27 protein-coding genes and 1 tRNA gene are annotated in these 26521 nt (G+C 36.7%); 14 read left to right on the top strand and 14 right to left on the bottom strand.

From position 1 onward, the window contains the following. Nucleotides 1-121: 121 nt before the first annotated feature. The 3 genes from ATE49_RS20415 to ATE49_RS19930 form a co-directional block, all read right to left on the bottom strand. The gene (locus tag ATE49_RS20415; RefSeq protein WP_148774291.1) at nt 122-1270 is read right to left on the bottom strand and encodes a tyrosine-type recombinase/integrase; all 1149 of its coding nucleotides are present in this window, start codon (nt 1268-1270) and stop codon (nt 122-124) included. Between the two features lie 97 nt (nt 1271-1367). Beyond that, a tRNA-Leu gene (locus tag ATE49_RS19935) sits at nt 1368-1449 on the bottom strand. A 64-nt stretch (nt 1450-1513) separates the two neighbouring features. Beyond that, a complete protein-coding gene (locus ATE49_RS19930; protein WP_065083526.1) occupies nt 1514-2281 on the bottom strand; it encodes an MBL fold metallo-hydrolase in 768 nt (255 codons plus the stop codon). Between the two features lie 46 nt (nt 2282-2327). On the opposite strand from ATE49_RS19930, the gene ATE49_RS19925 reads away from it, so the two are divergent. The 3 genes from ATE49_RS19925 to ATE49_RS19915 are packed head-to-tail and all read left to right on the top strand — an operon-like array spanning nt 2328 to nt 4499. Beyond that, nucleotides 2328-3755, top strand: coding sequence for a nicotinate-nucleotide adenylyltransferase (locus tag ATE49_RS19925; protein ID WP_065083525.1), 1428 nt, complete (start codon nt 2328-2330; stop codon nt 3753-3755). Then, nucleotides 3755-4201 carry a GAF domain-containing protein gene (locus tag ATE49_RS19920; protein WP_059154930.1) on the top strand — a complete coding sequence of 149 codons (447 nt, stop codon included), beginning with the start codon at nt 3755-3757 and terminating at the stop codon, nt 4199-4201. Before ATE49_RS19925 ends, ATE49_RS19920 begins: the two co-directional genes overlap by 1 nt. A gap of 7 nt (nt 4202-4208) precedes the next feature. Then, nucleotides 4209-4499: a DUF1272 domain-containing protein gene (locus ATE49_RS19915; protein ID WP_065083524.1), complete on the top strand. Its 291-nt coding sequence runs from the start codon at nt 4209-4211 to the stop codon at nt 4497-4499. A gap of 115 nt (nt 4500-4614) precedes the next feature. Here the strand turns inward: ATE49_RS19915 and ATE49_RS19910 are convergent, their stop codons facing one another. The 3 genes from ATE49_RS19910 to ATE49_RS19900 form a co-directional block, all read right to left on the bottom strand. Further along, nucleotides 4615-5340 carry an ABC transporter substrate-binding protein gene (locus tag ATE49_RS19910; protein ID WP_065083523.1) on the bottom strand — a complete coding sequence of 242 codons (726 nt, stop codon included), beginning with the start codon at nt 5338-5340 and terminating at the stop codon, nt 4615-4617. A 20-nt stretch (nt 5341-5360) separates the two neighbouring features. Further along, complete coding sequence (gene mgtE, locus ATE49_RS19905) at nt 5361-6671, bottom strand: magnesium transporter (protein ID WP_059154933.1); 1311 nt, start codon at nt 6669-6671, stop codon at nt 5361-5363. A 79-nt stretch (nt 6672-6750) separates the two neighbouring features. Then, entirely contained in the window at nt 6751-7332 is a 582-nt protein-coding gene (locus ATE49_RS19900; protein WP_034869822.1) for a hypothetical protein, read from the bottom strand. Between the two features lie 171 nt (nt 7333-7503). Here ATE49_RS19900 and rpsO point away from each other — a divergent pair, with 171 nt between their 5' ends. The 4 genes from rpsO (at nt 7504) to ATE49_RS20655 (ending at nt 11226) form a co-directional block, all read left to right on the top strand. Further along, nucleotides 7504-7773 carry a 30S ribosomal protein S15 gene (gene rpsO / locus ATE49_RS19895; RefSeq protein ID WP_034869866.1) on the top strand — a complete coding sequence of 90 codons (270 nt, stop codon included), beginning with the start codon at nt 7504-7506 and terminating at the stop codon, nt 7771-7773. A gap of 68 nt (nt 7774-7841) precedes the next feature. Continuing rightward, nucleotides 7842-8390: a DUF1003 domain-containing protein gene (locus ATE49_RS19890; protein WP_065083522.1), complete on the top strand. Its 549-nt coding sequence runs from the start codon at nt 7842-7844 to the stop codon at nt 8388-8390. Nucleotides 8391-8621: 231 nt separating this feature from the next. After that, nucleotides 8622-10811, top strand: coding sequence for a polyribonucleotide nucleotidyltransferase (locus tag ATE49_RS19885; protein WP_059154935.1), 2190 nt, complete (start codon nt 8622-8624; stop codon nt 10809-10811). A 286-nt stretch (nt 10812-11097) separates the two neighbouring features. Further along, the gene (locus tag ATE49_RS20655) at nt 11098-11226 is read left to right on the top strand and encodes a hypothetical protein (RefSeq protein WP_255412752.1); all 129 of its coding nucleotides are present in this window, start codon (nt 11098-11100) and stop codon (nt 11224-11226) included. Between the two features lie 89 nt (nt 11227-11315). Here ATE49_RS20655 and ATE49_RS19880 read toward each other — a convergent pair whose 3' ends face one another. Then, complete coding sequence (locus ATE49_RS19880; RefSeq protein WP_065083521.1) at nt 11316-12509, bottom strand: DUF1501 domain-containing protein; 1194 nt, start codon at nt 12507-12509, stop codon at nt 11316-11318. Nucleotides 12510-12521: 12 nt separating this feature from the next. Next, the gene (locus ATE49_RS19875; protein WP_065083520.1) at nt 12522-13886 is read right to left on the bottom strand and encodes a DUF1800 domain-containing protein; all 1365 of its coding nucleotides are present in this window, start codon (nt 13884-13886) and stop codon (nt 12522-12524) included. A 213-nt stretch (nt 13887-14099) separates the two neighbouring features. Here ATE49_RS19875 and ATE49_RS19870 point away from each other — a divergent pair, with 213 nt between their 5' ends. The 7 genes from ATE49_RS19870 (at nt 14100) to ATE49_RS19840 (ending at nt 21041) form a co-directional block, all read left to right on the top strand. Further along, nucleotides 14100-14684, top strand: a complete 585-nt coding sequence (locus ATE49_RS19870; protein WP_065083519.1) for a porin family protein — start codon at nt 14100-14102, stop codon at nt 14682-14684. A gap of 223 nt (nt 14685-14907) precedes the next feature. After that, a complete protein-coding gene (gene glk / locus ATE49_RS19865; protein WP_223200293.1) occupies nt 14908-15948 on the top strand; it encodes a glucokinase in 1041 nt (346 codons plus the stop codon). 103 nt (nt 15949-16051) lie between these two features. After that, nucleotides 16052-16618: a YceI family protein gene (locus ATE49_RS19860; protein WP_065083518.1), complete on the top strand. Its 567-nt coding sequence runs from the start codon at nt 16052-16054 to the stop codon at nt 16616-16618. A gap of 76 nt (nt 16619-16694) precedes the next feature. After that, on the top strand, nt 16695-17735 hold the full coding sequence (locus ATE49_RS19855) for a S66 family peptidase (RefSeq protein WP_065083517.1): 1041 nt from the start codon (nt 16695-16697) through the stop codon (nt 17733-17735). Between the two features lie 37 nt (nt 17736-17772). Then, nucleotides 17773-18435 (top strand): alpha/beta hydrolase, encoded by a 663-nt coding sequence (locus tag ATE49_RS19850; RefSeq protein WP_065083516.1) that lies wholly within the window; start codon nt 17773-17775, stop codon nt 18433-18435. Between the two features lie 418 nt (nt 18436-18853). Beyond that, entirely contained in the window at nt 18854-20272 is a 1419-nt protein-coding gene (locus ATE49_RS19845; RefSeq protein ID WP_065083515.1) for an L-serine ammonia-lyase, read from the top strand. Between the two features lie 19 nt (nt 20273-20291). After that, entirely contained in the window at nt 20292-21041 is a 750-nt protein-coding gene (locus ATE49_RS19840) for a subclass B1 metallo-beta-lactamase BlaB-26 (protein WP_065083535.1), read from the top strand. A gap of 19 nt (nt 21042-21060) precedes the next feature. Here ATE49_RS19840 and ATE49_RS19835 read toward each other — a convergent pair whose 3' ends face one another. The 6 genes from ATE49_RS19835 to tsaE all read right to left on the bottom strand — a co-directional run bounded on the left by ATE49_RS19835 (nt 21061) and on the right by tsaE (nt 26426). Continuing rightward, nucleotides 21061-21537: a DUF1203 domain-containing protein gene (locus tag ATE49_RS19835; RefSeq protein ID WP_065083514.1), complete on the bottom strand. Its 477-nt coding sequence runs from the start codon at nt 21535-21537 to the stop codon at nt 21061-21063. A 76-nt stretch (nt 21538-21613) separates the two neighbouring features. Further along, entirely contained in the window at nt 21614-22456 is an 843-nt protein-coding gene (locus ATE49_RS19830; RefSeq protein WP_065083513.1) for a prephenate dehydrogenase, read from the bottom strand. Between the two features lie 221 nt (nt 22457-22677). After that, nucleotides 22678-24186, bottom strand: a complete 1509-nt coding sequence (locus ATE49_RS19825) for a bifunctional ADP-dependent NAD(P)H-hydrate dehydratase/NAD(P)H-hydrate epimerase (RefSeq protein WP_065083512.1) — start codon at nt 24184-24186, stop codon at nt 22678-22680. A 230-nt stretch (nt 24187-24416) separates the two neighbouring features. After that, on the bottom strand, nt 24417-24785 hold the full coding sequence (locus ATE49_RS19820; protein ID WP_034869804.1) for a hypothetical protein: 369 nt from the start codon (nt 24783-24785) through the stop codon (nt 24417-24419). After that, the gene (locus tag ATE49_RS19815) at nt 24786-25976 is read right to left on the bottom strand and encodes an alanine dehydrogenase (RefSeq protein WP_059154948.1); all 1191 of its coding nucleotides are present in this window, start codon (nt 25974-25976) and stop codon (nt 24786-24788) included. A gap of 39 nt (nt 25977-26015) precedes the next feature. After that, nucleotides 26016-26426, bottom strand: a complete 411-nt coding sequence (gene tsaE, locus ATE49_RS19810) for a tRNA (adenosine(37)-N6)-threonylcarbamoyltransferase complex ATPase subunit type 1 TsaE (protein ID WP_078402387.1) — start codon at nt 26424-26426, stop codon at nt 26016-26018. Between the last annotated feature and the right edge of the window lie 95 nt (nt 26427-26521).

Here is a 26521-nt window from a genome sequence, read left to right as displayed (position 1 = left end):
TCTATATACTTTTGAATAGTGTTATAAATTCCCAGAAGGTTATTGTATGGGAATGTGATTTGGTTTGTCCTGAGAAATTAGGACTTTATTAAAAAAGGAGTACTTAAGTACTCCTTAATTTTTATCCTATTTTAATGTCAATATTCTTATTTCTTTCAACCTGATGTTCGTTATGGTCAATTGCATATATTTTAGTTGTTCTATTATTAGTATGTCCAGCTAATTCCTGCGCTTTTTGCAATCCAAACGTCTTAGATACTTGATTCAAGAAAGCGTACTTTAGAGAATATAAAGTTACATTTAACCCTACATATCTTGAATATTTTTTCCAAAGTTTGTAAGCACTTTGTTTATTTTCACGAACATCACCAGGCAGCATATTATGACTGAATATATATTGACCTGCTCCTGATTCATAAACAGCTTCTTTCCAGAGTTCGAAAGAATGCATATTTATTGCTCGCATAGTTCTTATGTGCTTACCTCCTTTTTTTACAGTAATCCAAAATATTCCTTTCTCAAGATCTACATCTTCTTTTTTTACTCCTAGAACTTCTACAATTCTACTTCCGGAATAGAAAAATATAGTTGCGAATCTATGTAAATAATAATGGATATTCCTTAAGGCTTCAAAACGTTCCCAGTCTGTTTTTTCTCTTATTATTTTCTTTACAGTAGGAGTGTGTTCTAATTTTGTTATACCCTTGACAAAATTCTCACCAAAGAAATCTAATTCGGTAAATATTGTAAAGTAAGATGAGATATGTGTTCTTGTTTTATTCACTCTATAATTTGAGTGATTATCATTCATCATTGAAAGGAGTAATTGTTTTATATCTCCTTTGGTAATATCTTGTATATCCTTGGCATTAATTCTAAGTAAAGTAGCATACTTATTAACATGCTTTAGGGTATTAAGTTCGTCTTTCCTAGAGTCCTCAGTCATTTTCTTAGAATTCATTGCAATTTCTAACGCTCGCATAAAGGGAGTGCGAGGAGTTAGTATTAAAGTCTCAGTAACTCCTTCAAATTCTTCTGTTACGGGGTTATACCCTTCGTCGAGTAGCTTTTGCTCTTGTTTCAACAAGAATTTTGTGTATAAGACACGTTCTCCATGATCTTTAATATGATTCATGCCTCTAAAAGCCTTTGGATGAATTACTCCTGACTTGTCGGTATATTCATACCTTACTACCCATTGTTTGCTCACTGATTTTTTTGAAGTCTCCCAGCTAACAGGATAAACCTTCATTTCTGAATACGATTTCATTTTTGCACGGTTTTTTGCACGATTGAAATCAAACAAGAAGAAAACTTTTTTAGAAAAATCCCGCAAACCTAATGTGGAAGGTGGTTTGCGGGAATTGTACCCAGTGCCGGAATCGAACCGGCACGCCTCGCGGCACTAGAGTTTGAGTCTAGCGCGTCTACCAATTCCGCCAACTGGGCCACTCGAAATTGTGAGTGCAAATATAGACATATTTTTGTTTCTGAAAAGAGTTTTTTTAAAAAATTAAAAAACAATTTCCTGCCCGTCAAAAGCCAGCTGGATGTGAGATGGCAGCTCCTGATTCATTTCGTCGTGAAAACCAATATGATGGCTCAGATGGGTGAGGTAAGTTTGCTTTGGCTGAAGCTCTTCCACTAACTCCAAAATCTGAGGCAAAATAAAATGTGCAGGATGTGGATTATCCTTTCGCAGACAGTTAATGATGAAATAATCGAGATTTCTTAGCTTGTCTTTCTCTGCAGCCGATATAGCACTGGCATCGGTAATGTATGCTGTATTTTTAAATTTATAACCGAAAATATCAATTTTATAGTGTGAAACTTCTATAGGAATGATTTCGGTATCTAAAAGTGTAAAAGGCTTATTGTCCAGAAAATGCATTTCAAAAGAAGGAGCCCCCGGATATTTTTCATCAGAGAAAGCATAAGGAAATCGTTTTTTTACTTCGTCTCCTGTACGTTGTCTGCAATAAATGGGCATATCCCTTTTACTCCGAAAGATAATAGGGCGCATATCATCCAATCCAATTACATGATCATTATGCTCATGGGTGAGGAGTACAGCGTCTACATTATGCTCTTGTTGGGTAAGCATCTGCTGCCTGAAATCCGGACCGCAGTCTATCAATATTTTTCTGTTATCATCTGTTGTTACTAAGACTGAAGACCGTAATCTTTTGTCTTTAGGATTCTCCGACAGACAAACAGGATCGGTACATCCAATAGTCGGAACTCCCTGAGAAGTTCCTGTTCCTAAAAATTTAAGACGCATTTTTTGAAGATGGTATTTATTTTGATAAATTTACAAAAAAATAAAAATGTCCCTAATAAAGCAAATTCTTACCCCAAAGCAAAAGGCTTTAAACATAAACTTAGATCCGTCGGTGTACGGAACTTTCGCGGAAATTGGTGCTGGGCAGGAAACTGTTCGGCACTTTTTTAGGGCAGGTGGTGCGTCTAATACGATTGCAAAGGCCATGTCTGCTTACGATAAAGATTTCAGTGACGCGATCTACGGAAAAGAAACAAAAAACAGGTATGTTACCCAGAACCGTCTTAGAAAAATGCTTCGTTATGAAGTTTCTTTGATTGAAGAACGTCTGGACAGAGAAAAAAATCCGGGAAGAAAATTCTTCTCCTATGCCAATACGGTAACAACCATCAATTATGATAAAACCCAAAAAGGACATGGTTGGGTAGGTCTGCGTTTTCAGCTGCATGAAAATGAAGCTTATAATGAAATTGTTATCCATGTAAAATTCAGAGAGAACGATGCGACATTACAGCAGGAAACATTAGGTAACCTTGGTGTAAACCTTATTTATGGGGCTTTTAGATATTCAGATAATCCGAGAAGATTAATAGAGTCTTTATATGACGATATCTCAATAGACAAATTGGAATTGGACATGATAGACTTTAGCGGTCCTGCGTTTGAGTACGTTGATAATCGTCTAATGTCCCTTCAGTTGGTGAAAATGGGTATGACAGATGCTGTAATTTTCAATTCCGAAGGTAATAATATGCTTCCGGCAGATATTCTGTACAAACAGAATATTTTTGCGGTAAGAGGAAGTTTCCGCCCGGTAACACTGGTGAATGTAGATATGTTCGAGAATGGGCTGAAAATGTTCCTTGAAGATAATAATACAACTATTGAAGATACAGAGGTTTTATTCGAGATTACAATAGCCAACTTACGTGCAGCCGGAGATATTGACGAACGTGATTTCCTGGACAGAGTAGACGTGCTTGCAAAACTAGGATACAATGTAATGATCTCTAATTTCTCCGAATACTACCGAATGGTAGATTACTTCAGTAACTATACCAACGGAAAAATTGGTGTGGCAATGGGAGTAAACAACCTGTTGGATGTCTTCGATGAAGAGTTCTATGAACTGCTTCCGGGAGGAATCCTTGAAGCCTTTGGTAAGTTCTTCAAAAAAGGAATGCGTGTATACCTTTACCCATACAAGGATACAACAACAGGAGAGTTACTAAACTCTGAAAACCTTAAAGTACACCCGAATCTTAAAGAATTATATAAATATTTCAAACTAAACAAGCGTATTGTAGATATCAATAGTTTCAAGCTGGAGTATCTGGAAATTTATTCAAGAGAAATCCTGAAGAAAATTGCTCATTGTGAACATGGCTGGGAAGAGCAACTGCCAAATGGTGTTGTAGAGATCATCAAAGAACGCGGAATGTTTGGTTACAAAGAATTAGCTTTCGAAGAATAATGAAAAACTTGAAACAAAGACTTTCCTATTTGCTTGCAGCAGATGAAAGTGTAGAAAACAGACTGAAAAAAGTATGTGTATTACTGGATCAGGAAGTAGCTTACTATAACTGGACCGGATTTTATTTCCGAAACGGAGACAAAGAAGAACTTGTATTAGGTCCTTATGTTGGAGCTGAAACAGATCACACTGTAATTCCTTTTGGTAAGGGTATATGTGGACAGGTAGCTGTTTCCGGAGAAACTTTTGTTGTTCCGGATGTATACAGTCAGGATAACTATCTGTCTTGCTCTATTGATACCAAATCCGAAATTGTAGTACCAATTTTTAAGGATGGTAAAAACATAGGACAAATCGATATAGATAGTCATACTGTTGATCCGTTTACAGATGAAGATACTGAGCTTTTGGAATGGCTTTGTGGAGAAGTAGCTAAAATTTTATAGAATAATAATGTTGGAGCTCCGTACAATTTGTGAAAATTGTGGCAAAAAACTTCCGCCAGATTATGAGGAGGCCATGATTTGTACTTTCGAATGTACCTTTTGTAAAGATTGTGTAGAAAAAGTTCTGGAAAATGTATGCCCTAACTGCAATGGCGGATTCGAGAAAAGACCTGTACGTCCGCGGAGTTTTCTGGAAAAATATCCGGTTAGTGAAAAGGTTATTTTTAAGCCTGTTGATCCGGAGAAATTTAAAGTTATTTTAGAGAAATACAGAGATATAAAACCTTCAGAAAGATAACAGGAATGTGAATGAATATTTATTCCATTTCTTGCAGGTTATAATGCTCTTATTAAATACAATCCCCATAGCTTTTAATCGCTATGGGGATATTTTATTCTGAATCTTATATGACTTAGCGAACTTCTATCGTAGTGACAAGTTCTTTATAATATGCTTCGCATTTCGCAATATGAGTTCCGTACCACGAGAAAGCTTCTCCGTCCACAATCATAATCTTTTTATCCGGATATATAGCCCTGAATTCTTCCAGGTGCTTTTCCTGAAAAGGGTAGGGTTCCGAAGAAAGCATAATGATTTCGGCCTTGTCCAGATCTTGCATTTCGATAACAGGATAGCGCTTCTGTTCAGCGAAAATATTGTCAAAACCCAGCTGCTGAAGCAAATGATGAATGAAAGTATCACTTCCAATCGTCATATAAGGCTTTTTCCAGATCAAATAAGCGACTTTTATTCTTTTATTGAGTTTATACTGATTGAAAATATCGTAGATCTTCAGATTGAATGCCTGAGCCTTTTCTTTCTGATTAAACATATTTCCAAGATTTTTCAGAAAATAATAGTTGTCCTCTATATTCTCAATATTGGTAACCCATACTTTAAAATCAGGCATAAGAGCTTCAACCTGATCTTTCATATTCTCTTCCTTGTTGGCGAGAATAAGATCTGGTTTTAAGGCCCTGATTTTTTCGAGATGAATATTCTTGGTTCCACCGATAACCTCAATATCTTTTACCTGATCTTTAGGATGAATACAAAATTTTGTCCGTCCTACAATATCCGGAATGCCGAAGTCTAAAAGACTTTCGGTAAGAGAAGGTACCAGAGAAATAATGCGCATGATTGGGTTTTATCCCAAATTTACAAAAGTTTTCCGGTTAGTAATAGTCCGGCAACAGTGAAGTAAATAATCAGCCCGGTAACGTCTACGAGTGTAGCTACAAACGGAGCGGAAGACGTTGCAGGGTCCAGCTTTAATCTCTTTAGTACAAATGGAATCATAGATCCTGAAAGGGTTCCCCATAATACAATAAGGACTAAGGATAAAGAAACACTAAGCGCTACATATAACCAGTGTACCCCATAATCGAATAATCCTAAATGTTGCCATGTGTAAATTCTGATAAATCCTATTATACCCAAAATTGTACCCAGGCACAATCCGGAAATAATTTCTTTACGCATTACATACCACCAGTCTTTCAGAGTAATTTCCTGAAGAGCCATGGCTCTGATGATAAGTGTTGCAGCCTGAGAACCGGAATTACCACCACTGGAGATAATAAGCGGTACAAATAAAGCTAATACAACGGCTTTCTGAATTTCGTGGTCAAAATAACCCATAGCAGAAGCTGTAAGCATTTCCGAAATAAAAAGAATAATAAGCCAGGTAGCTCTTTTCTTAATCATTTCTGTCCAGCTGGTTTGGGTATAGGGAAGGTCTAAGGCTTCCAATCCCCCAAATTTCTGAATGTCTTCGGTGGTCTGTTGTTCTATTTCGTCGATGATGTCATCTATGGTTACAATGCCTACAAGGACACCTGCTTCAGTAATAATAGGTAAAGCTGCACGGTCATATTTTTCAAAATAATGAATAGCATCTTCCTTGGTGGTTGTAGTTGTAATCGCAACAAAATGATTATCGATAAGCTCAGAAACTTTCTGATCTTCATCAGCGAGAAGCAGTGTGCCAATAATCATGTCATCGATTAGCCTGTTGTGGTCGTCCACAACATATACGAAGTTCATGGTCTCAGCTTTCTGACCCACTTTCTTTATATGTTGAAAGCAATGCTTTACCGTCCATTCCTTTTTTACCTGAATGTAATAAGGTGTCATCAGACGGGCAATAGAATTCGATTTATAGCCTAAAAGTTTTAGTGCTACCGAACGCTCAGAAGGGTTAAGAAGATTAATAGAGTATTTAATGAGTTCGTCGGGAAAGTCCTCTAATAACTGAGTTCTGTCATCCGGCGTCATTGCATTAAGAATGTCGGCAACATCATTGCTGCCGATACTGCGTATGGTCTCTTCCTGAAAACTGGGGTCCAGATGCGCAAAAACGTCAGCTTTATATTCTTTCGGAACTTTTAAGAACTCCAACAGTCTTTCATCTGCATGAAGTTCGCTTAGTTTTTCAGCTACATCAGCTGGATTTAGAATTGTTTCCATCACAGCAAAATTTTTCGCTGCAAAAGTAACGTGAATTTGTCAAAAAAGTACTATAATGGAATATTATTTTTCTGTAACCTTAGGAAATATACACTCCAAGCATCTTTCTCTTGCGAAATTCTTTGAACATTTTCTGAATAGCTCCGGTAGTTCCGATTTTCACTGAGTTTTCAGCAGAACCAACAAGGCGTCCGTTTCCGCTATAGGTGTCGTAGGCAACTTCCATTACAAAGTCTCCCATCTTATTATAAGCTTTCATACTTACAACAACCTGATTGGAAAGTACATACTTTCCTAGACCTACTTTGAAGTATTTTACTTTTGGCACCACGATAAGATCGGCCATATTGTTATTACAGAGTGTTTTTAGAGTGGGCACATCTATAGTGTCATAAGGCATCGGAGTGTCAATCCTGTTTACCTTTATATTACCCATGCTGTACATTTTATCGGTTACAGCACTGAAAAATGCCTGGTAAGTAGGCTCTTCTATACCTTCAAATTCCGGATAGATCTCAGGATTCAGGTAGACTACTTTACCAATCTTACCCAACTTGATATCATTGTTTACATAACGCAGGCTATCACCAAAGTTAGCACAGCTAACCAGTAGTCCTGTCGTAATAATCGCTAATGTCCCAAAAAGTAGTACTTTTTTCATCTCTTTTACAGAGTACAAAAATACAGCCAATTACTGAGTTTTTGATAAAAAATTATAAAGTTTTTTGAATTATTTGAATTTTAATTTTAAAACAGAATCAGTATTGTGAATGAAGAAATTAGTCGTATATTTGCACCCGAATTACATAATAATCATTTAAATAATATTGGAATGTATTTAACTAAAGAAAAGAAGGCTGAGATCTTCGCAAAACACGGACAATCCGCAACTGACACTGGTAGCTCTGAAGGACAAATCGCTTTGTTCACTTTCAGAATCAACCACCTTTCTCAACACCTTAAAAAGAACCATAAAGATTTCGCTACTGAGAAATCATTGGTAAAATTAGTAGGTAAAAGAAAAAGATTGTTAGATTATCTTAAAAATACTGAAATTGAGCGTTACAGAGCAATCATCGCTGAATTAGGTATCAGAAAATAAGATATAAGAAATTCTGTTAAAGCAACTCGAAAGGGTTGCTTTTTTAATTTTGTAACAAAAACATATTTATGAATCTAACCAAAAACAATATAGAAAAACTTAGTGCTTTAGAGAAAATAGCCAATGGTGCAATGTGGTGGATAGGTTCTATACCTTCTCTTATTGCACATACTATCTTCTTTATAGTAAGCTTTGCACTACCAATTCTGGGGATTGTAGATTTTGACAAAATGCTTTTGGTGCTTACGACTGTTGTTTCCCTGGAAGCTATTTATCTTGCCATCTTCATTCAGATGTCTGTTAACAGAAGTTCAGAAAATATTGAAGATTTGAAAGAAGATGTTGAAATTATTCAGGAAGACATCGATGAGATTCAGGAAGATATTGAAGAAATCCAGGAGGATATCGATGAAATCCAGGAAGACGTTGAAGAGATTCAGGAGGATGTAGAAGAGATTAGCGAAGATGACGACGACGAGGATCATAATGGAAGAGCAAGGGCAGTAATGCTGAAAAGTAAGGTCTCCAGTAATAAGTCCGATATCAGAATTCTGAAAGATAAAATAACAGAATTAGAAAACCTTATTGAAAACCTGAAAAAAGAACAGGGAGAATAGTGTATATTTGGTCCTTTCAGAATCCGGTAATATTTGTTTAGTGAATTGGCTGAGATAGCTATAAAAGTAGTGTGAGAGGGATAAAAGCACTCAATAGTACTTATGTTAAGTTGTTGTTATATTGCACCAGCTTTTTCAGCTAAAACAAAACAAATTCATTACCTTTGCGAACGAAAATTTAAAGAGTTTAAATAATAACATACTCAATACGGAGTATAAAGATGTTTTTTTATGAGTATACCTCAAGCAATTACAGAAAAAATTGTACTAAGAGATGGTCGCGAGATTACCATCGAAACCGGAAAACTTGCAAAGCAGGCAGACGGTTCAGTTGTCGTTAGAATGGGCGACACTATGCTAATGGCTACAGTTGTAGCAAACAAAGAAGCTAATCCGGGAGTGGATTTTCTTCCTCTTACTGTAGATTACAGAGAGAAATTTTATGCTGGTGGGAAAATTCCTGGGAACTTCTTCAGAAGAGAAGCAAGACCTTCGGACCAGGAAATCTTAACAATGCGTTTAGTAGACAGAGTTTTACGTCCGCTTTTCCCTGAAGATTTCCATGCTGAAGTTCAGGTAATGATTTCCCTTATCTCTTATGATGGACAATCTATTCCAGATGATTTAGCAGGCCTTGCAGCATCTGCAGCTATTGCTATTACAGATATTCCTTTCAACGGACCAATGTCTGAAGTTAGAGTTGTAAGAATCGACGGAAAACTTTCAGTTAACCCAAGTTACGAGCAGCTTTCAACAGCTGATATCGACATTATGGTAGGAGCTACAAAAGACTCTATCGTAATGGTAGAAGGGGAGATGAAAGAGATTTCTGAGCAGGAAATGTTAGAGGCAATTAAATTTGCACACGAAGAGATCAAAATTCAGATCGAAGCTCAGGAAAGATTAGCTGCTAAAGTAGGAAAAGCTTTCCCTAAAAGAGAATACAGCCACGAAGATCACGATGAAGAAATTCGTGAGAAAGTATGGAAAGAGTGCTACGACAAAGTATATGAAGTAGCTAAATCTCCATCTAACAAAGAAGAAAGAGGCGAAAAATTCAAAGCTGTTTTAGAAGAATTTTTAGCTCAATATACAGACGAAGAAGAATTAGCACGTGTAACACCTTTTGTTAAAGTATACTACCACGATGTAGAAAAAGAGGCAATGCGTCAGATGATTCTTAACGAAAATATCCGTTTGGATGGTCGTGATCCTAAAACTATCCGTCCGATCTGGTCTGAGGTAGATTACCTTCCTGGGGCTCACGGTTCAGCGGTATTTACAAGAGGGGAAACTCAGTCTCTAACAGCAGTAACTTTAGGTTCTTCTAAAGATGCTAACATGGTGGACAGCGTAATTACGCAACACGACGAGAAATTCTTTTTACATTATAACTTCCCGCCATTCTCTACAGGTGAAGCAAGACCTTTAAGAGGTACTTCCAGAAGAGAAGTTGGTCACGGTAACCTTGCTCAGAGAGCTTTGGCTAACGTTATCCCGGCAGAAGTTCCTTATACTATCCGTATCGTTTCCGATATTTTAGAATCTAACGGTTCTTCTTCTATGGCAACTGTTTGTGCTGGTACACTGGCATTAATGGATGCAGGTATCCAGATTTCGCAGCCTGTTTCAGGTATCGCAATGGGATTGATTACAGACCCTAAATCAGGTAAGTGGACTGTTCTTTCTGATATCTTAGGAGATGAAGATCACTTAGGTGATATGGACTTTAAAGTAACAGGTTCAGAAAACGGAATCACTGCTTGTCAGATGGATATCAAAATCCAGGGATTATCTATGGATATCATGGAAAACGCTTTAATGCAAGCTAAGGAAGGGCGTCTTCATATTCTTGGAAAAATCCTTGAAACAATTGATACACCTAGAGCAGATGTTAAACCACACGCTCCGAAAATGGAAATGCTGGAAGTTTCTAAAGACTTCATCGGTGCTATTATCGGGCCTGGAGGTAAAAATATCCAGCAATTACAAAAAGATACAGATACTGTTATCTCTATTGAAGAAATCGGAGAGATTGGAAGAGTTGAAATCGCAGGTACTAACCGTGAGAAGATCAACGAAGCGATTGCAAGAATTAACGATATTACCTTCGTTCCTGTTGTAGGAGAAGTTTACAAAGGTAAAGTTGTTAAGGTAATGGATTTCGGAGCTTTCGTTCAGCTTAAAAAAGGTACTGAAGGTCTTCTTCATATCTCTGAGATCGAATGGAAGAGATTGGATACTGTTCCGTACAAAGAAGGTGATGAAGTAGAAGTGAAATTCATGGGTTACGACGATCGTAAAAAAATGAAGCTTTCAAGAAAAGTACTTCTTCCAAGACCTCCAAAGCCGGAAGGAAAACCAAAAGCTGAAGCAACAGAAGCTAAAACTGAAGGTGACAAACCTGCAGAACAAGCATAAAAATAGAAATTACATTATAAATGTAGAAAAGCCGAAATAAATTTCGGCTTTTTTTGTGATCAATTAAGCCACATAGAAACATCGTGTTTTAGTATTAGATTAAAGATAAAGCCACCTTCAATACTAACGCAGGATGTGTATAATGAATGTGTGAAATTTTACTTTCCTATATGAAATTTTTTATATTGACTATTCTATATAGCTATATAGTTTTATAAAACCTTACCATGCTTTTATTTTTTATTTGGCGTGAAAGTTGTACCTTATTGCTGAAAAACAAAATATTATGAAAAGAATAGTAAGAGCGGCTTTAGCCTTTTTGATCCCAATTGCAATTGAATTTGTTATAAAAAAGATTACTGAAAAGCGTAAAGATAAAAGAGATCAGTCTCCGGCAACTTTACCCAATTCATAATTGATAAAATAAGAAATAACTCCTGAATTTTTCAGGAGTTATTTTGTTTCAAAATTATATCAAAGACTTAATATCTCTCCTAATACTAACTAAATGAAGTCATAGAATGTATTCTGTCTCGACAGAATTTTCTGATCATCGGCATTTAGCCATTTCTTCAGAATAGTAGCATATACATTCCGAAAATCTTCGGTGTAGATAAGATCTCCGTCATTTAGTCTTTCCAGATTAGACAATGGATTTAACAGGCCTTTTTTCTTTAGCCCGCCACTAATAAGAAACATCTGATTAGCTGTTCCGTGATCTGTTCCTCCGCTGGCATTCTGAGCTACACGTCTGCCAAATTCAGAAAAAGTAACCAATAATACATCCTGAAATCTGCCGTTGGCTTTTAGATCACTTATAAATGCTTTTACAGCATCGTTGATCTGAGTAAACAGATTTTTTTGTGTCTGAAGCTGGTTAACATGAGTATCAAAACTTCCTACAGACAGATAGTATACTTGTGTGTTGATATCTGAATTTATAAGAGAAGCAATCGTTTTAAAATCTTTGCCCAGTCCTGTGGTAGGATAGGTAGACGAAGCTGGCTTTGCCTTTGTGTTATCAAGAATATAAGATGCATTACTAATGGTATTGCCTAAAGTCTGATAAAGGTAATCCACCACCTGCTCATCATGAGAATGAGAATCATTTAACTTTTTATAGAAAGCCTCATTACTCGAATTAAACAGTCTTTTAGGGTCTGTAACTGCTATTGCCTTATTCTGTGAACCTTTCAAAGCAAGACTCAGCATATCGTCTATTTCCAGAGCTTGGGTTGGATGCGCGCAGGTATGACAGGCTTCATCCAGGTAGCGGCCCAACCATCCGGTTTCCCAAAAATCTTTTGAACTGCTGGCAGACTGCCAGATGTCCATACTTCTGAAGTGTGATTTGTCAGGATCGGGATAACCTACATTGTTCAGTGCTGCAAGTTCCCCGTTATCATATAATTCCTTAAAGAATGTCAGAGACGGATGTATAGAAGCTTCGTCAGTTAAAGAGAGTGCATCTTCTTTGCGGATAGATATGCCATTTCGGTTTTTATAGTACAGGTCATTTCTTACCGGTATAATTGTATTCAAGCCGTCATTACCTCCGCTAAGCTGGAGAACGACAAGTATCTTGTTCTGTGTCGGGAGTGCCTGCGGCAATTCCATTGCTTTCAGAAATTTAGGCATCATAAGAGATGCGCTGGCTAATGAGCTTATTTTAAGAAAATTTCTACGATTGATCAGCATAATATCAGGAATTTAGCATAGTTGGTATTCAGGAACAGACATAAGATTAATAACATCTGCCTCAAATGATTTTCCGGAATATTCTTTAATAACATTTGAAGAAGAAGCTACTTTTTTCTGGAGAAGCAAATCTGCAAGATTCTGATCTTTCAATACAGTTTCCGCCTGTGTCCAGTTGATATTTGCTTTTGCATTCTTTGGATTAAAATGTTGCTTTTGTCCCATATAAGTGTCATCATCCTCTTTAGGTTTATATACCATAGGAATAATGCCACTCCATATTTGTGGTATCTGCATTCTTAGGAGTAGGGTACTGCTGTCTATCCAGTTGGTACCACTTGGCCACCCGGCAACGTTGGGTGGACGGAAGATAACCTGCCCGAGCAGGTTGCCATAGTTAATAATAACTTCCGGTTTTTCAAAGCTTAATGGCAAAGTACGTTGTATGCCTACAAATAATTCTATAGGCGATTTTATTCTGGTACCGATATTAGCCTCATTATAGAACCATTTCGAAGTAAAAATATGATCAAATAATTTGGCAATATTATAATTGCTTTTATAGAAAACTGCGGCCATTTCGTCTACAATCTGATCGTTGATATTTTCATTCACAAAGAAGCGGTAGATTTTGCCCGCTATAAATCTGGAGGTTGCTTTTTGCTGCAGAATAATATTCAGGATATCGTTTCCGTTAAAGTTTCCGGTTTGCCCCAGAAAAGTTTTCTCAGCATCATCATGAAGCTTTGGTCTTTCCTGAAAAATTCCCGTTTTATCATAACCCCATCCTGTGAAAGCTCTTGCAGCTTCTTTTATATCTTTTTCGGTATAATGACCTCTGCCCATTGTAAACAGTTCCATGACCTCGCGCGCAAAATTCTCATTTGGGTGGCCTTTTCTGTTTTGCTGGTTATTCAGAAAGCTCAGCATAGATGCAGATTGGCTAACTGCTTTTAGCAGGTCTCCAAAATTTCCCAGAGCTTTATGTCGTACAATGTTCAGTAGATCCTGATTAAAATTACTGTTTTGGATACGGGAAGCAAAATGTCCCATCCAGAAAAAAGAAACCTTTTCTCGAAGTTGCTGCGGTGAATATGCCATTTTGTCTATCCAGTCCAGAGCGATCTGATTGGTCTGCATATTCAGCTGCTGGTTTCTGAGCTTTCTGGCCTCCGGATCGTTTTTAATATTACCATCCACAAGCAGATTGCTATCGTCCACAACTTTTATTGCAGGGACATCAGCTTCTGTAGAATCTGCCAGAATTTGTTTCCATAGTTTCAGTGTGTCAAAACTGAGTAGATTAAGACTGTCACTTTTGGGACCAAAGCCTGCCCGCCACAACAGATGTTTATTTTTTACAAAATTTGTGAGCATATCGCTTTATTGTTTTTGGTATGATTAATATTAAACGTTAAGGTTAAAGATTAAATTGCTTTAAGTTTTTATAAAAATATATAAAAAACAGGTCTTTTTTATAATACTTAAACATGAGTTGAAGTCTGATGGATAAAGGTTTTGTTAATGTTTTGTTAATTTTGGCACGCTTTTTACAGGTGTATAGTAGTAAAATTTAAAAAAATAGATGTTATGAAAATGATTAAGCAAGCAGCTTTAGTAGCTGGTATTTTCGCAGCAGGGTTAGTAAGTGCTCAGAGTGCTGATATGAATAATATGCTTAAAGTAGGTGTTAACGGTGGTGTTTCTACCGGAGGTAACACTTCTGCAAACGTAGGGTTTGATTTATCTTACCAAAATATTGTAACTCCTGGTTTCGGATTAGGTATTGCAACGGGGTACAACCAGTTTTTCGGAAAAACTAAAACTTTTTCGCCAGGTGGGGATGTTAAATACAATGACTTTGGAGTAATTCCGGTTGCTGCATTACTAAGATATTACCCTGCTCGTACAGGTTTCTATGGTGGAGCAGACTTAGGTTACGGATTTATCGTAGGTAAAGACAATGTAGCAAAAGATGGTTCTTCTCGCAACGCTGAAATGCCAAATGGCGGTTTCTACTTGAAGCCTGAAATTGGTTACCACAACCAAAACTGGAACTTCTTTGTTCACTATACTAAAGTATTCACAGGTAGCAAAGGACAGATTGATGATGTTAAATTCAACGCCGGAACAATTGGCGCTGGTGTAGCATACAACATTCCATTAGGTAAATAGTTTTTTAATATTTAATAGCAAAAGCTCTCCCTTTTTTGGGGAGAGCTTTTTTGTTATATAGAAATAAATATCGCTTGAAATTGATTTTGGAGTATGCTATAACCTGTTTGCAGTCAATGATTTGTTTGCTTTTTTAAGGTATGATGTTTTTTTATATTATATGAACAAAATGTTAAGTGCTTTTTTTATATTTTTGGAAAAATAATTATTTAATATGGAGTTAATGAGGTTTCCATTGCACCTTCCTGGTTGGAAAAATGCTGATAATGACGGACTTTCGGTAATTGCAACAGATATTGGAGGTACCAAAACAAACTTGGGATGGTTTGTTTCTGAGAATCATAAAATGGTATTAAAAGAAGAAGCTACCTATCCATCAAGAGATTATAGCTCCTTTAGTGATATTATCAAAGACTTTATCAAAAATTATAAACTGGAACTTCCGGATGTTTTGTCAATCGGTGTAGCAGGACCGGTTGTGGATGGTAAATGTATCACTACAAATCTTCCATGGTCTCTGGATGTGTCATTGTTGAAAAATGAACTTCGTATTAACCGTGTGGAAATGATCAATGACCTGGAGGCTACAGCTTATGGATTAGCAGAGGTAAACGATGGTTATCTGGCAACAATTCACAAAGGAAATCCTAATATCGACGGTAACGTGGCTATTCTGGCTCCCGGAACAGGTCTTGGTGAGGCTGGGTTATTTTGGGATGGCAAAGCTCTAAGACCATTTGCGACAGAAGGCGGCCATTCAGAATTTTCTCCAAGAAATAAAACAGAGGTTGAATTTTACGAATACCTGAACTCTATTTATGGTATTGTAAGCTGGGAAACTGTAATCTCAGGTCCTGGAATTTTTAATATTTACAGATTCCTGCGCGATGTGAAAAAACATCCTGAACCAGCATGGCTTACTCAGAAATTTGAGGAAGAAGGAGACCCGTCAGCAATTATTAGTCATACAGCAATGCGTGAACTGGATCCTACATGTTCTCTTGCAATGGAGATGTTTGTGGACTTTATGGCACGTGAGGCGACAAACCTTGTACTAAAGCTAAAAGCAACAGGCGGATTATTATTAGGCGGTGGTATTCCTCCGAAGATTTTTAATTTGCTGAACAAAGATAAATTCCACCAGAATTTTATCGTAAGTGATAAAATGGAACATATACTAAAAGATATTCCGATCTACTTAATCCTGAATAGTAAAACTGCTTTAATGGGAGCTGCTTACTATGGAGCTTATGGAAGAGCGTAAAAGGTGAAAATGCAGTTTTTATAGTCATTGTTGAAAACTTATCATAGGATAAGGCAATCGTCTATAAAAAAGGTATACTTTTGCATCAACATAAATTCAACACATGAAAAAGTTAGGTTTTCTATTATTAATGACAGCAGGTTTGGCATTTGGACAAACCAAAAAGGTAGTTGGTTCTGATATCCAGTGGTGGGGCTATAAAGTGATGAAGTCTGATGCTTCTTCACATTATGGTAAAGTAAATCTGAAAAGCGGTAATATCGTTTTGAAAAACAATCAGGTTGCAGGAGGTACTTTCGTATTAGATATGACGAGTATCAATGCTACTGATGTTGCTGGTGAAGATCAGCAAAAACTAAACGGACACCTTAAAAATGGTGACTTCTTTGAGGTTGAAAAATTCCCGACTGCAAGCTTTACAATTACTTCTGTAAAAGCTAACAATGATAAAGTATACAACTATGTAGTAAACGGGAACCTTACTGTAAAAGGTAAAACTGAAGCTATCTCTTTCCCTGCAAGAATTAATAATAGCAAAGGACAGGTAAGCATCGTGTCTAACAAGTTCTCTTTCGACAGACAGAAGTTTGGAGTAAACTATAAAGCTGGAATGAAAGATGTTGTTATCAAAGATGATATCGATATGCTTGTAAAAGTGACTGCGAAATAAATAAAATATAGTTAGTATTTTTAATGAAACGGGAAGTAGCCTCTACTTCCCGTTTTTTTATTATATTTTTGTAAACATGATACTTACCAGACCACAACTATTGAAGCCAGGAGATACTGTTGCTACCCTTTCTCTTTCATGGGGTGGGGCTGGAACTTTTCCGCCCAGATATGAAGCCGGAAAAAAACAGCTGGAAGATGTTTTCGGACTCAATGTCATGGAAACAAAAAATGCCCTGAAATCTGCTGATTATATTTATAAAAATCCTCAGGCAAGGGCAGAAGATTTAATGGAAGCTTTCTCGGATTCATCTGTGAAAGCCATTATTTCCAATATTGGTGGAGATGATAGTCTCAGGACGCTGCCTTTTACAGATCTTTCAATAATCCGCAATAACCCTAAAATATTTCTGGGATTTTCAGATACAACAGTTACCCATGTGGCTTGTTACAAAGCAGGTTTAACTTCTTTTTACGGAACATCAGTATTGGTTGGTTTTGCCGAAAATGGAGGTATGCATCAATACCAGATAGAGGATATTAAAAGAACTCTTTTCTCTGCAGAACCTGTAGGTCAGGTTTTACCTAATCATGACGGATGGACTACGGAATATTTAGAATGGGGAGAACCGGAATTACAGAATACTAAACGTAGCCTTGTAAAAGACAGTCAATGGAATTTTCTGCAAGGCACAGGGAAGGTTAAAGGTGAGCTGATTGGTGGTTGCGTAGATGTTTTGGAATTTTTGAAAGGAACGGATTTCTGGTTTTCAGAATCTGACTGGGATGGAAAGATTTTATTCCTGGAAACTTCAGAAGAGATGATGTCTCCGCTTCAGTTTTGCCGGGCATTAAGAAATTATGCTGCACAGGGTGTTTTTAATAAAATTAGCGGACTGATTTTAGGAAGACCTTATGATAATAAATATGTTCAGGAGTATAACGAAATATTATTGCAGGTTATAAGAAACGAGGAGGGTAGGGATGATCTGACTATTGTAACTGAAATGAATTTTGGACATACCTGCCCCGTATTTACAATTCCTTACGGTGTAATGGCGGAAATTGATAATGAAAGAAAAACATTTAGTATTTTGGAAAGTGGAGTAACCTTATAAAGGAGTTGCTTTCGGTTTATATTATATTTGTAGTTAAATGCAACCTCAGGATTCTAAAATAAAACTCTATATCATAAGCGGGCTGGGAGCCAATGCGCGTGTATTTGACAAAATAACTTTTAGCGAAGATATTGAACCTGTTTTTATCGATTGGCTTATGCCGGAGAGGGATGAAAAATTTGATCATTATATTTCCAGAATGGCAGAAAAAATAGATGACAGCAAAGCGTTTTATTTATTGGGTTATTCTTTTGGTGGTGTCTTGGTACAGGAAATTCATAAACTGAAACCCGCTAAAAAAATTGTTATTCTGGGGAGTATTAAATCCTGTCATGAGAAATCCAGGTTTTTTAATTGGAACCAGCTATTGCGGCTATACAAAGTAGTTCCGATGAGTTTTTTCTCCAATAAGAAAGCCATTTCCTATGCCTTTTTCCGTAAAGCCAACGATAAAAGAATAGATAAGCTGTATGAATACTTTACAGTCAGACAGCCTTATTATCTGAAATGGTGTATTCATCAGATTTTAAACTGGAAAGGTGAGGAGCAAAAAGAAGTTGTTCAGATTCTGGCTGATAAGGATGTGGTATTCCCTGTGAAAAATTCTGCTCCTGATTATATTATTAAAGGGGCTTCTCATTTATTCCCCGTAACCAGAGCAAAGGAAGTATCGGATATTTTACGGAAAGTTTTTAGTTGATATAATTTCAAACAGTCGGATAGAACCTTTAAAAAATAACTTCTCGATACAAAATTCTTTCAGAATTTCACTTGAAGTGATGCGGCATCACATGGTATAGAAATATAATTTCTAAATAAGGCTTCGACATGCTTAGCCTGACACTCCTGAAAGAAAGATGTTTAGAATTAGAAATATCACTCTGAGTGAAGTTTGTAGTGAGCTTGAGGAACTATCGAAGAATATTGAAAATAAAATTTAAATAAGCTTATAATATTTATTATAAAACCTCGTCAGTTCGAGTGCGGAATGAAATGCAGCGTATTAAGAACCACTTAATAATTTAGCATATTTCCAAATTTTCAAATTCACCTGCTATAACCCATATTTATCATTGACTACCTGTAGATAAAATGCTAAATTTGTATAAATTCAGATTATGCAATCGATTAGTGTTTTTGAAATTATAAAAGTGGGTATAGGTCCTTCCAGTTCTCATACTATGGGGCCATGGAATGCAGCAGAAATGTTTCTGGATCATATCCGTCGCGAATATAAAATAGCAGATGTAAAAGAAGTTTTTGTAGAATTCTTTGGTTCACTGGCTAAAACGGGAATAGGACACGGTACTGATATTGCCGGGATGATGGGGCTGAGTGGTGAAGATTTTAAGTTAATAGATACTTCTAAAATAGATGATAAAGTAGCTGAGATAAAAGAATCTCAAAAGTTAAATCTTGGTGGAGAGCATGTGATTCCTTTTGTATATGGACATCACTTAATCCTGAATATGGAAAGAGCTCTGGACTTTCACCCTAACGGAATGATTTTCCGTGCTGTTTTCAATAATGGTGAGGAAATATCCAAAGATTATTATTCCGTAGGTGGTGGATTTGTAGCGACGCAAGAAGAAAATTCAATAGAAAATAACTGTGTTCGTACACTTTATCCATGTCATCATGCCGAAGATATTAAAAAATATATAGACAAACTAAGCCTTAACAGGATTTCGGACCTTATTCTTTTAAACGAGGAATCATGGAGATCAGAAGAAGAAACCCGTAAGCAGGCATTGTATATCTGGCAACAGATTAAAGAATGTATTTACAAAGGAGTAAACCGTGAAGGTATTCTTCCAGGCGGATTGAATGTGACGCGCCGTGCAGCAGGTATTAACAGAAAGCTTTTGGGTGATAAAGTTTATAAAAATATAAATGAATGGTTCCAGCTAGTTGTAGATGCCGAAGAAACTTTCAGTACAATTAATAAATGGGTAAGCTGCTTTGCACTGGCAGTAAATGAAGAAAATGCTTCTTTTGGAAGAATTATCACTGCACCTACAAATGGTGCCAGTGGCGTAATTCCTGCTGTTTTAATGTATTCACAGTGCTTTACTGAGCATATTTCAGACGATGATATTGTAAGATTCTTAATTGTAGCCGGAGAAATAGGAACACTATTTAAAAAGAATGCAACAATTTCGGCAGCAATGGGAGGTTGCCAGGCGGAGATCGGAGTATCTTCAGCAATGGCAGCAGCCGGATTAACAGAAATTATGGGAGGTTCACCAAAACAGGTATTACAGGCAGCAGAAATCGCAATGGAACACCATTTAGGATTAACATGTGATCCTATCGGAGGGCTTGTTCAGATTCCATGTATCGAAAGAAATTCAATGGGAGCTATAAAGGCTATAACGGCTTCTAATATTGCATTGGAATCTAATCCGGATAATGCGAGAGTTTCATTGGATCAGGTGATTAAATCGATGTGGGAAACTGCCTTGGATATGAATACCAAATACAAAGAAACATCGGAAGGTGGGCTTGCTGTGGCAGTGAATGTCGCAGAGTGTTAATAATACAAAGAAGAAGATAATGATGAAAAGATTAAAAGGATTATTGGTTCTGGCTTTAGGTTTTACAGGACTACAGGTTTTTGGACAGGAGAATCCTGATGTTAAAATTGAGAAACTAAAAGATAATCTGTATGTTTATACAACCTATAATACCTTTAAAGGAACTAAATATGCGGCTAATGCGGTATATATGGTAACGGATAAAGGAGTAGTGGTGATAGACTCTCCATGGGGAGAAGATAAATTTAAAAGTTTTACAGACGAGATTTATAAAAAGCACGGAAAGAAAGTCATCATGAACATTGCTACCCATTCTCATGACGATAGAGCCGGAGGTCTTGAATATTTTGGTAAACTAGGTGCAAAAACTTATTCTACTAAAATGACAGATTCTATTTTAGCAAAAGAGAATAAGCCAAGAGCAAAGTACACTTTTGATAATAATAAATCCTTTAAAGTAGGAAAGACTGAGTTTCAGGTCTATTATCCGGGAAAAGGTCATACAGCAGATAATGTGGTGGTATGGTTCCCTAAAGACAAAGTATTAGTGGGAGGCTGCATTGTAAAAAGTGGTGATTCGAAAGACCTTGGGTTTATTGGAGAAGCTTATGTAAACGACTGGACACAGTCTATACACAATATTCAGCAGAAATTTCCCGATGTTCAGTATGTTGTTGCAGGTCATGATGACTGGAAGGATCAAACATCAATACAGCATACATTGGATTTAATCAGTGAATATCAACAAAAACAAAAGGCTTCAAATTAATGAAGCCTTTTTCCTTAATTTAAACTGAACGCTTGACCTGGCAACTGTAGCAGCCTGGTTTGGCATTGTGGATGTGGATATAGTCAATATCCGTATTTTCGAACCACTGATGTAAAACATTTTTAAGTTCTGTCCCGTTTAGAACATCAGCTTGTATCATTGTATCATTTTTATCATAAGCACGAAGGGATAAAAGTCTTCTTGTAAGCATATCCGGGATTTCATTTTCCGCTATTTCTTTTGTCTGGGCATTCTCACGAATAAAAATGGCTCCTGCTGAATTATAGGGCGAATTGGTTTTTAAATGCTCGAATGATAATAACAAAACACTTTCTCCAATTTCTGCATCCTCCAGACTAACACGACAGGGGAAAGCATTGGCTTTATCAACTGTTTTCCGGACAATATTACGCTTTGCTAACTCCTCGTCTGACAAAGCAAATAATGGGGAGAATATCTCGTGGTTTAGTCCCTGGATTTTAAAATTTGTACTCATTCTTTTTTCTGACAAATTTTGCTCAAAACAGAATGTTTTACAACCCGATTCTTGCTTATTCAGCTTTTTCGAATACCTATTTCAGGATTCCTCTTATTTTATTTGCTTTAAGAATTAATTCCTCCAGATATTCATAATTCTCCTTTTCCAGTGCCGATTTAAATTTTCTCAGCTGGGAGATATGCTCGTTTAGAACATCCAGTACATTCTCTTTATTTTGCCTGAAGATAGGTACCCACATTTCCGGATGCGATTTCGCCAGACGTACCGTACTCGAGAAACCGGTGCTTGCCAGCTGAAAAATAGTATCTTCCTCTTTCTCTTTTTCCAAAACGGTATTGGCAAGCGCATAGGAAGTAATGTGTGATATATGGCTGATATAAGCTGTATGGATATCATGATCTTCGGAATCCATGTACAAAAGATTCATTTCGAGTGTACCATAAACTCTTTGCACAAGTTTTACAGCATCTTCTGCCGATTCTTCCTGATTGCATATTACGGCCGCTCTTCCGGTAAAAGCATCTGCCATTGCGGCTTTAGGTCCGCTGTTCTCGGTACCCCACATCGGATGGGTTGCAACATATCTGGAACGGTTTGGATGGTTTTTAATAGCTTTTATAATACCATCTTTTGTAGAACCTACATCCATTACAGTCTGTTGATCATTTAATAAATCCAGTATGTTTGGAAGAATCATCCTGGCCGCATCTACAGGGATAGCAACAATAATCAGATCAGCGCTTTTTACACCTTCTTCAAAAGGCATATAGTCGTCTATAATCCCTAAAGATTTAGCTTCTTTTAGATGTTCTTCATTCTTGTCGATTCCAATAATTTTAGAGGCAAGTCCTTTTTGTTTTAATTTCAGGGCCATCGATCCGCCGATAAGCCCGGTTCCAATAATACTGATATTCATGATTCTGTTTTCTTTATTATACTAAAAAAATGAACCCTGTCTTATAAGGACAGGGTTCATTAATATTTTGACATATCATTCTTGTCCTAACGGTCGTTAAGATTAGAATAATAATATGCGTTGTTCATTTTCACGAGGCTAAATTAGAAATTAAGGATGAGGTGACAAAATTTTTTATTCAAAAAATATTAGTTCCTTTTAAAATTTGTGTAAAGTCAATTCTATTTGGTAAGGTCAAAATAAGCAGCACTTATGAAATTTGAAATATCAGAAGCAACCAAAGAATGCGGATGTATTTTTTCTGTTGCTAAATCTCCGGCCAGTCCATGTAAATAGGTGCCTAAAAGGCAGGTTTCATGGGATGAATAACCTTGCCCTAAAAGTGAAACAAGTATTCCCGAAAGTGTGTCTCCGGAGCCTGCAGTTGCCATCCCCCAATTACCTGTAGAGTTGAAATAGCAATTGCCATCTGACAATATACTGGCGGTATAAGCTCCTTTTATTAATATATTGATTTCATATTTTAAGGCGATATCTCTTACTTTTTCAATTTTTTCAAAGTCATCTTTCCAATCACCAATCAGTCGCTGTAGCTCTTTTGGATGTGGTGTTAGGATGGAATCTTTTGGAATATGCCTGAATGGATCTTCGTATTTGGATAATAGATTAAGAGCATCTGCATCAATAACAAACGCCATATTAGGATTATTTATAAGACATTTCAGGACTGTTGTACCTGTTTTATTATGTTGTCCTATTCCCATTCCGATAGCTACAGCCTGATAGCCGGAAATCTCCGGGATAGTGGATAGATACTCTTCTTCGGAGTCTGTAAGACACATGGCTTCGGTTATGCTGTTTTGTGCAATAGTATAGCCGCATTTCGGAACGTATACAGTGACCAATCCACTTCCTGTTTTTAAAGCAGCTTTTGCACTTAATATAGGAGCGCCTATTTTACCAAGACTTCCGCCAATCACCAGGACATGACCGAAGCTTCCCTTATGCGAAAATTTGGAAACAGACTTTAATAGTGCCTGGATCTTATTTTTTTCTGTAAAGTAATAAGATGATGTGAAGCTATTTCTGGTAGCTTCATCAAGATCTATTTTTACAATAGAAAAATCTTTTAAAAACTGGTATGATGAGGGAAATAGAAAACCTAATTTAGGGATCTCGAAAGTAAATACATGTTCGACTCTAAGGCATGGATAGTTTTCTTCCATAGGATGATCTGCAATAAAGCCCGATGGAAGATCAATAGAATATATATGCCGAGGTAAAGAACTTTCAATTTGCCGAAAAATAAGATTCCATTCCGAATTCAGTGGAGAATGCAATCCATTGCCGAAAATAGCATCGATAACGATACTTCCTTGTGGAATTTCAAGAAGACTGTTTTCATTGAATAATATAACATTTAAGCCTATATTCTTTAGACGCTTCTGATTCTCAATATTGCTGTCCGAATAAGTGTCTGATTGAAGAAGAAACACTGTAATATTGAAATTTTTCCGACGTAAAATTCTGGCTATTGCAAGGCCGTCACCACCATTGTTTCCCTTTCCGCAGAATATGCTAAACGAGAGCCGCAAACCTTTTGCTTTGTGTAAAATGGCATCTGTAACTGCTTCGGAGGCACGTTCCATTAATTGCCATGAAGAAATATTCTGAATGGCAATAGTTTCCTGATCCAGAAGCTTAATTTGATCGGAGTTTAGGATTTTCATAACTTAAAGGTAAGGATTACCTAAAGTAAATCAAATTTTTAATCCAATAAAGCCCAGATCAGCTTTTGTAATTGATAACAGAATTGAATCTGAATAATTTGACGTTGCTCTGTATTTTGATTCTTTATGTATATTCTTAAATTGAAGAGCTTTCTAAGTATTAACCTTCATAAAAGACTTGTGATTATAAATAAAAATGACCGGAAGAAATTCCGGTCATTTGTTTATGATTAATTTATCTTTTTGATGTTGATAAACTGAGCATTTTCCTTGCACTTTTCATACTGTACTTCATATACAGGTTTTTTGGAAGGGTAGAAAAGCAAATACTTTGGACAAGGCTGCTTTTGAGCTTCACTTCTATCAAAGTCTATTTTTCCTTTGCTTACAATACTGTCCTTTAGGAATTTTTCATTCAGGTTCAATGCCTTTAGTTCTTGCTGGAAATCCGGAGAAAGAACAAAGTCTTTTGTAAGGGTTTCAGCAACCACACGGTCATTTGGAAAATATGAACAACTGGTTCCTTTTTGGTTTAGAATAAAGAATACAATGATGATGCCCGGAATAAGGCCTATTAAATAAAATCTGAATCTCCGCATTTAGAAAATTAAAAGGTTGATATCGTGGTACTGCATTCCGAATTTGTTTGCAATAGCCTGCTTCGTAAGTCTGCCTTTGTACATATAAAGGCTCTGCTTCATTTCACTATTTTTTACCAGAACATTTTCGAAACCGCCTTCCTGATCAAAATCCAGTAAGTAGCTTAAGAAGAAATTACTTATAGCTTTTGTCGTTGTTCTGGACATACGGGAGGTAAGGTTAGGCAATCCGCAATGGATAACACCGTGCTTTATAAAGGTAGGTTTAGAAAGAGTGGTAAGTTCTGATGTTTCGACACTTTTACCATTGTCTACAGTAACGTCTATAATTACGCTGCCCTTTTTCATATGCATTACCATATCCTCGGTAACGATAGGGAACATATTAAGTCTAGGTAATGCACCGATTACAACATCTGCACGTCTCAGGCTCTTTTTCAATTCTTTTGGATCGATAATAGAAGTAGGTACTCTGCTGTCTACCATCACATTCAGTCTTCTTAGTTTGGATAAAGAGTTATCGAATACTTTTACGCTGGCACCTAATCCAATAGCTGCTTTTGTTGCATATTCACCTACAATTCCTGCACCCACAATTACAACCTCTGTAGGTCTTACCCCAGTGATCCCACCAAGCATTTGTCCATTGGTTTGTGCAAGAAGCTCGGAAGAGTAAAGAATAGAAACCGTACCGGCAATCTCTCCGATAAGACGCACAAGAGAATACTGCTTGTACTCATCCATAATATATTCGAATGCAATTGCATTGATTTTCTTTTCGGATAATTTTTTGAAGTATTCTTTGGAGCTCAGATTAATCTGTAATGCAGAGATAATATAAGAACAAGGCTTAAGGAATTCTATCTCTTCCAGTGTTGGCGGATTGATTTTCAGAATAATATTCTGATTAAATACTTCCTGAGTGTCTGTTGTCATTTCTGCACCAGCCTCGGCGTATTGCAAATCGGTAAAAAAAGAACCTTCTCCTGCACCATTTTCCATAATAATGCGGTGGCCGGCCTGTACTAATACCTGTACTGCATCGGGAGTAAGACAAAGTCTTTTTTCGTCAAGACATGTTTCTTTCGGAATTCCGATGCTGAACTTTTTTTCCTTTCGTACAATTTCTAATTTCTCTTCCTTGGGAATGAGTTCTTTTTCTGTGAAAGGTGTAAAAATTGTTGTACCCATTTTCTAACTTTTATATCAATCCTTATAACAAAGATAGGACTATTTAAATTTTATTGTTCTTGTGTTATCAGAATTTGTGATTTCCATTTCGTGGTGTGGCAGATCAGAAATTTCATCCTGAAATATCTCAGGCCATTCAATAATACTAAGGAAGGCATTGTCCAAATAATCTTCGATGCCAATGTCGTATACTTCTTCTAAGTTGCGCAGCCTGTAAAGGTCAAAATGAAAAATTTTGCCTTTTGGACTCTCATATTCATTTACAATAGAATAAGTGGGTGAGGTAACTTCGTCGTTACTTCCCAGAGATTTTACAAGCTGTTGTGTAAAGGTCGTCTTTCCTGCTCCAAGATTACCTTTCAGGAACAGGATATTATGCTTCAGATGTTGCTTGATTTTCTCAGCAACTTCCTGCCATTGTTCTATGGAAGAAATTTCAATTTCCAGCATTTTTTATTCTTTAATCCTGCAAATTTGTATTTTTTAATGTTACAAAACAAAAAAGCCGGGTAAATTATTTACCCGGCTTTTATCATTTTGGCTGT

This window comes from Elizabethkingia miricola (genome assembly GCF_001675285.1).
GTDB classification, from domain to species: domain Bacteria; phylum Bacteroidota; class Bacteroidia; order Flavobacteriales; family Weeksellaceae; genus Elizabethkingia; species Elizabethkingia miricola.
The sequence above is the reverse complement of the archived record's forward strand: the minus strand, read 5'-3'. Positions and strand labels throughout refer to the sequence as shown.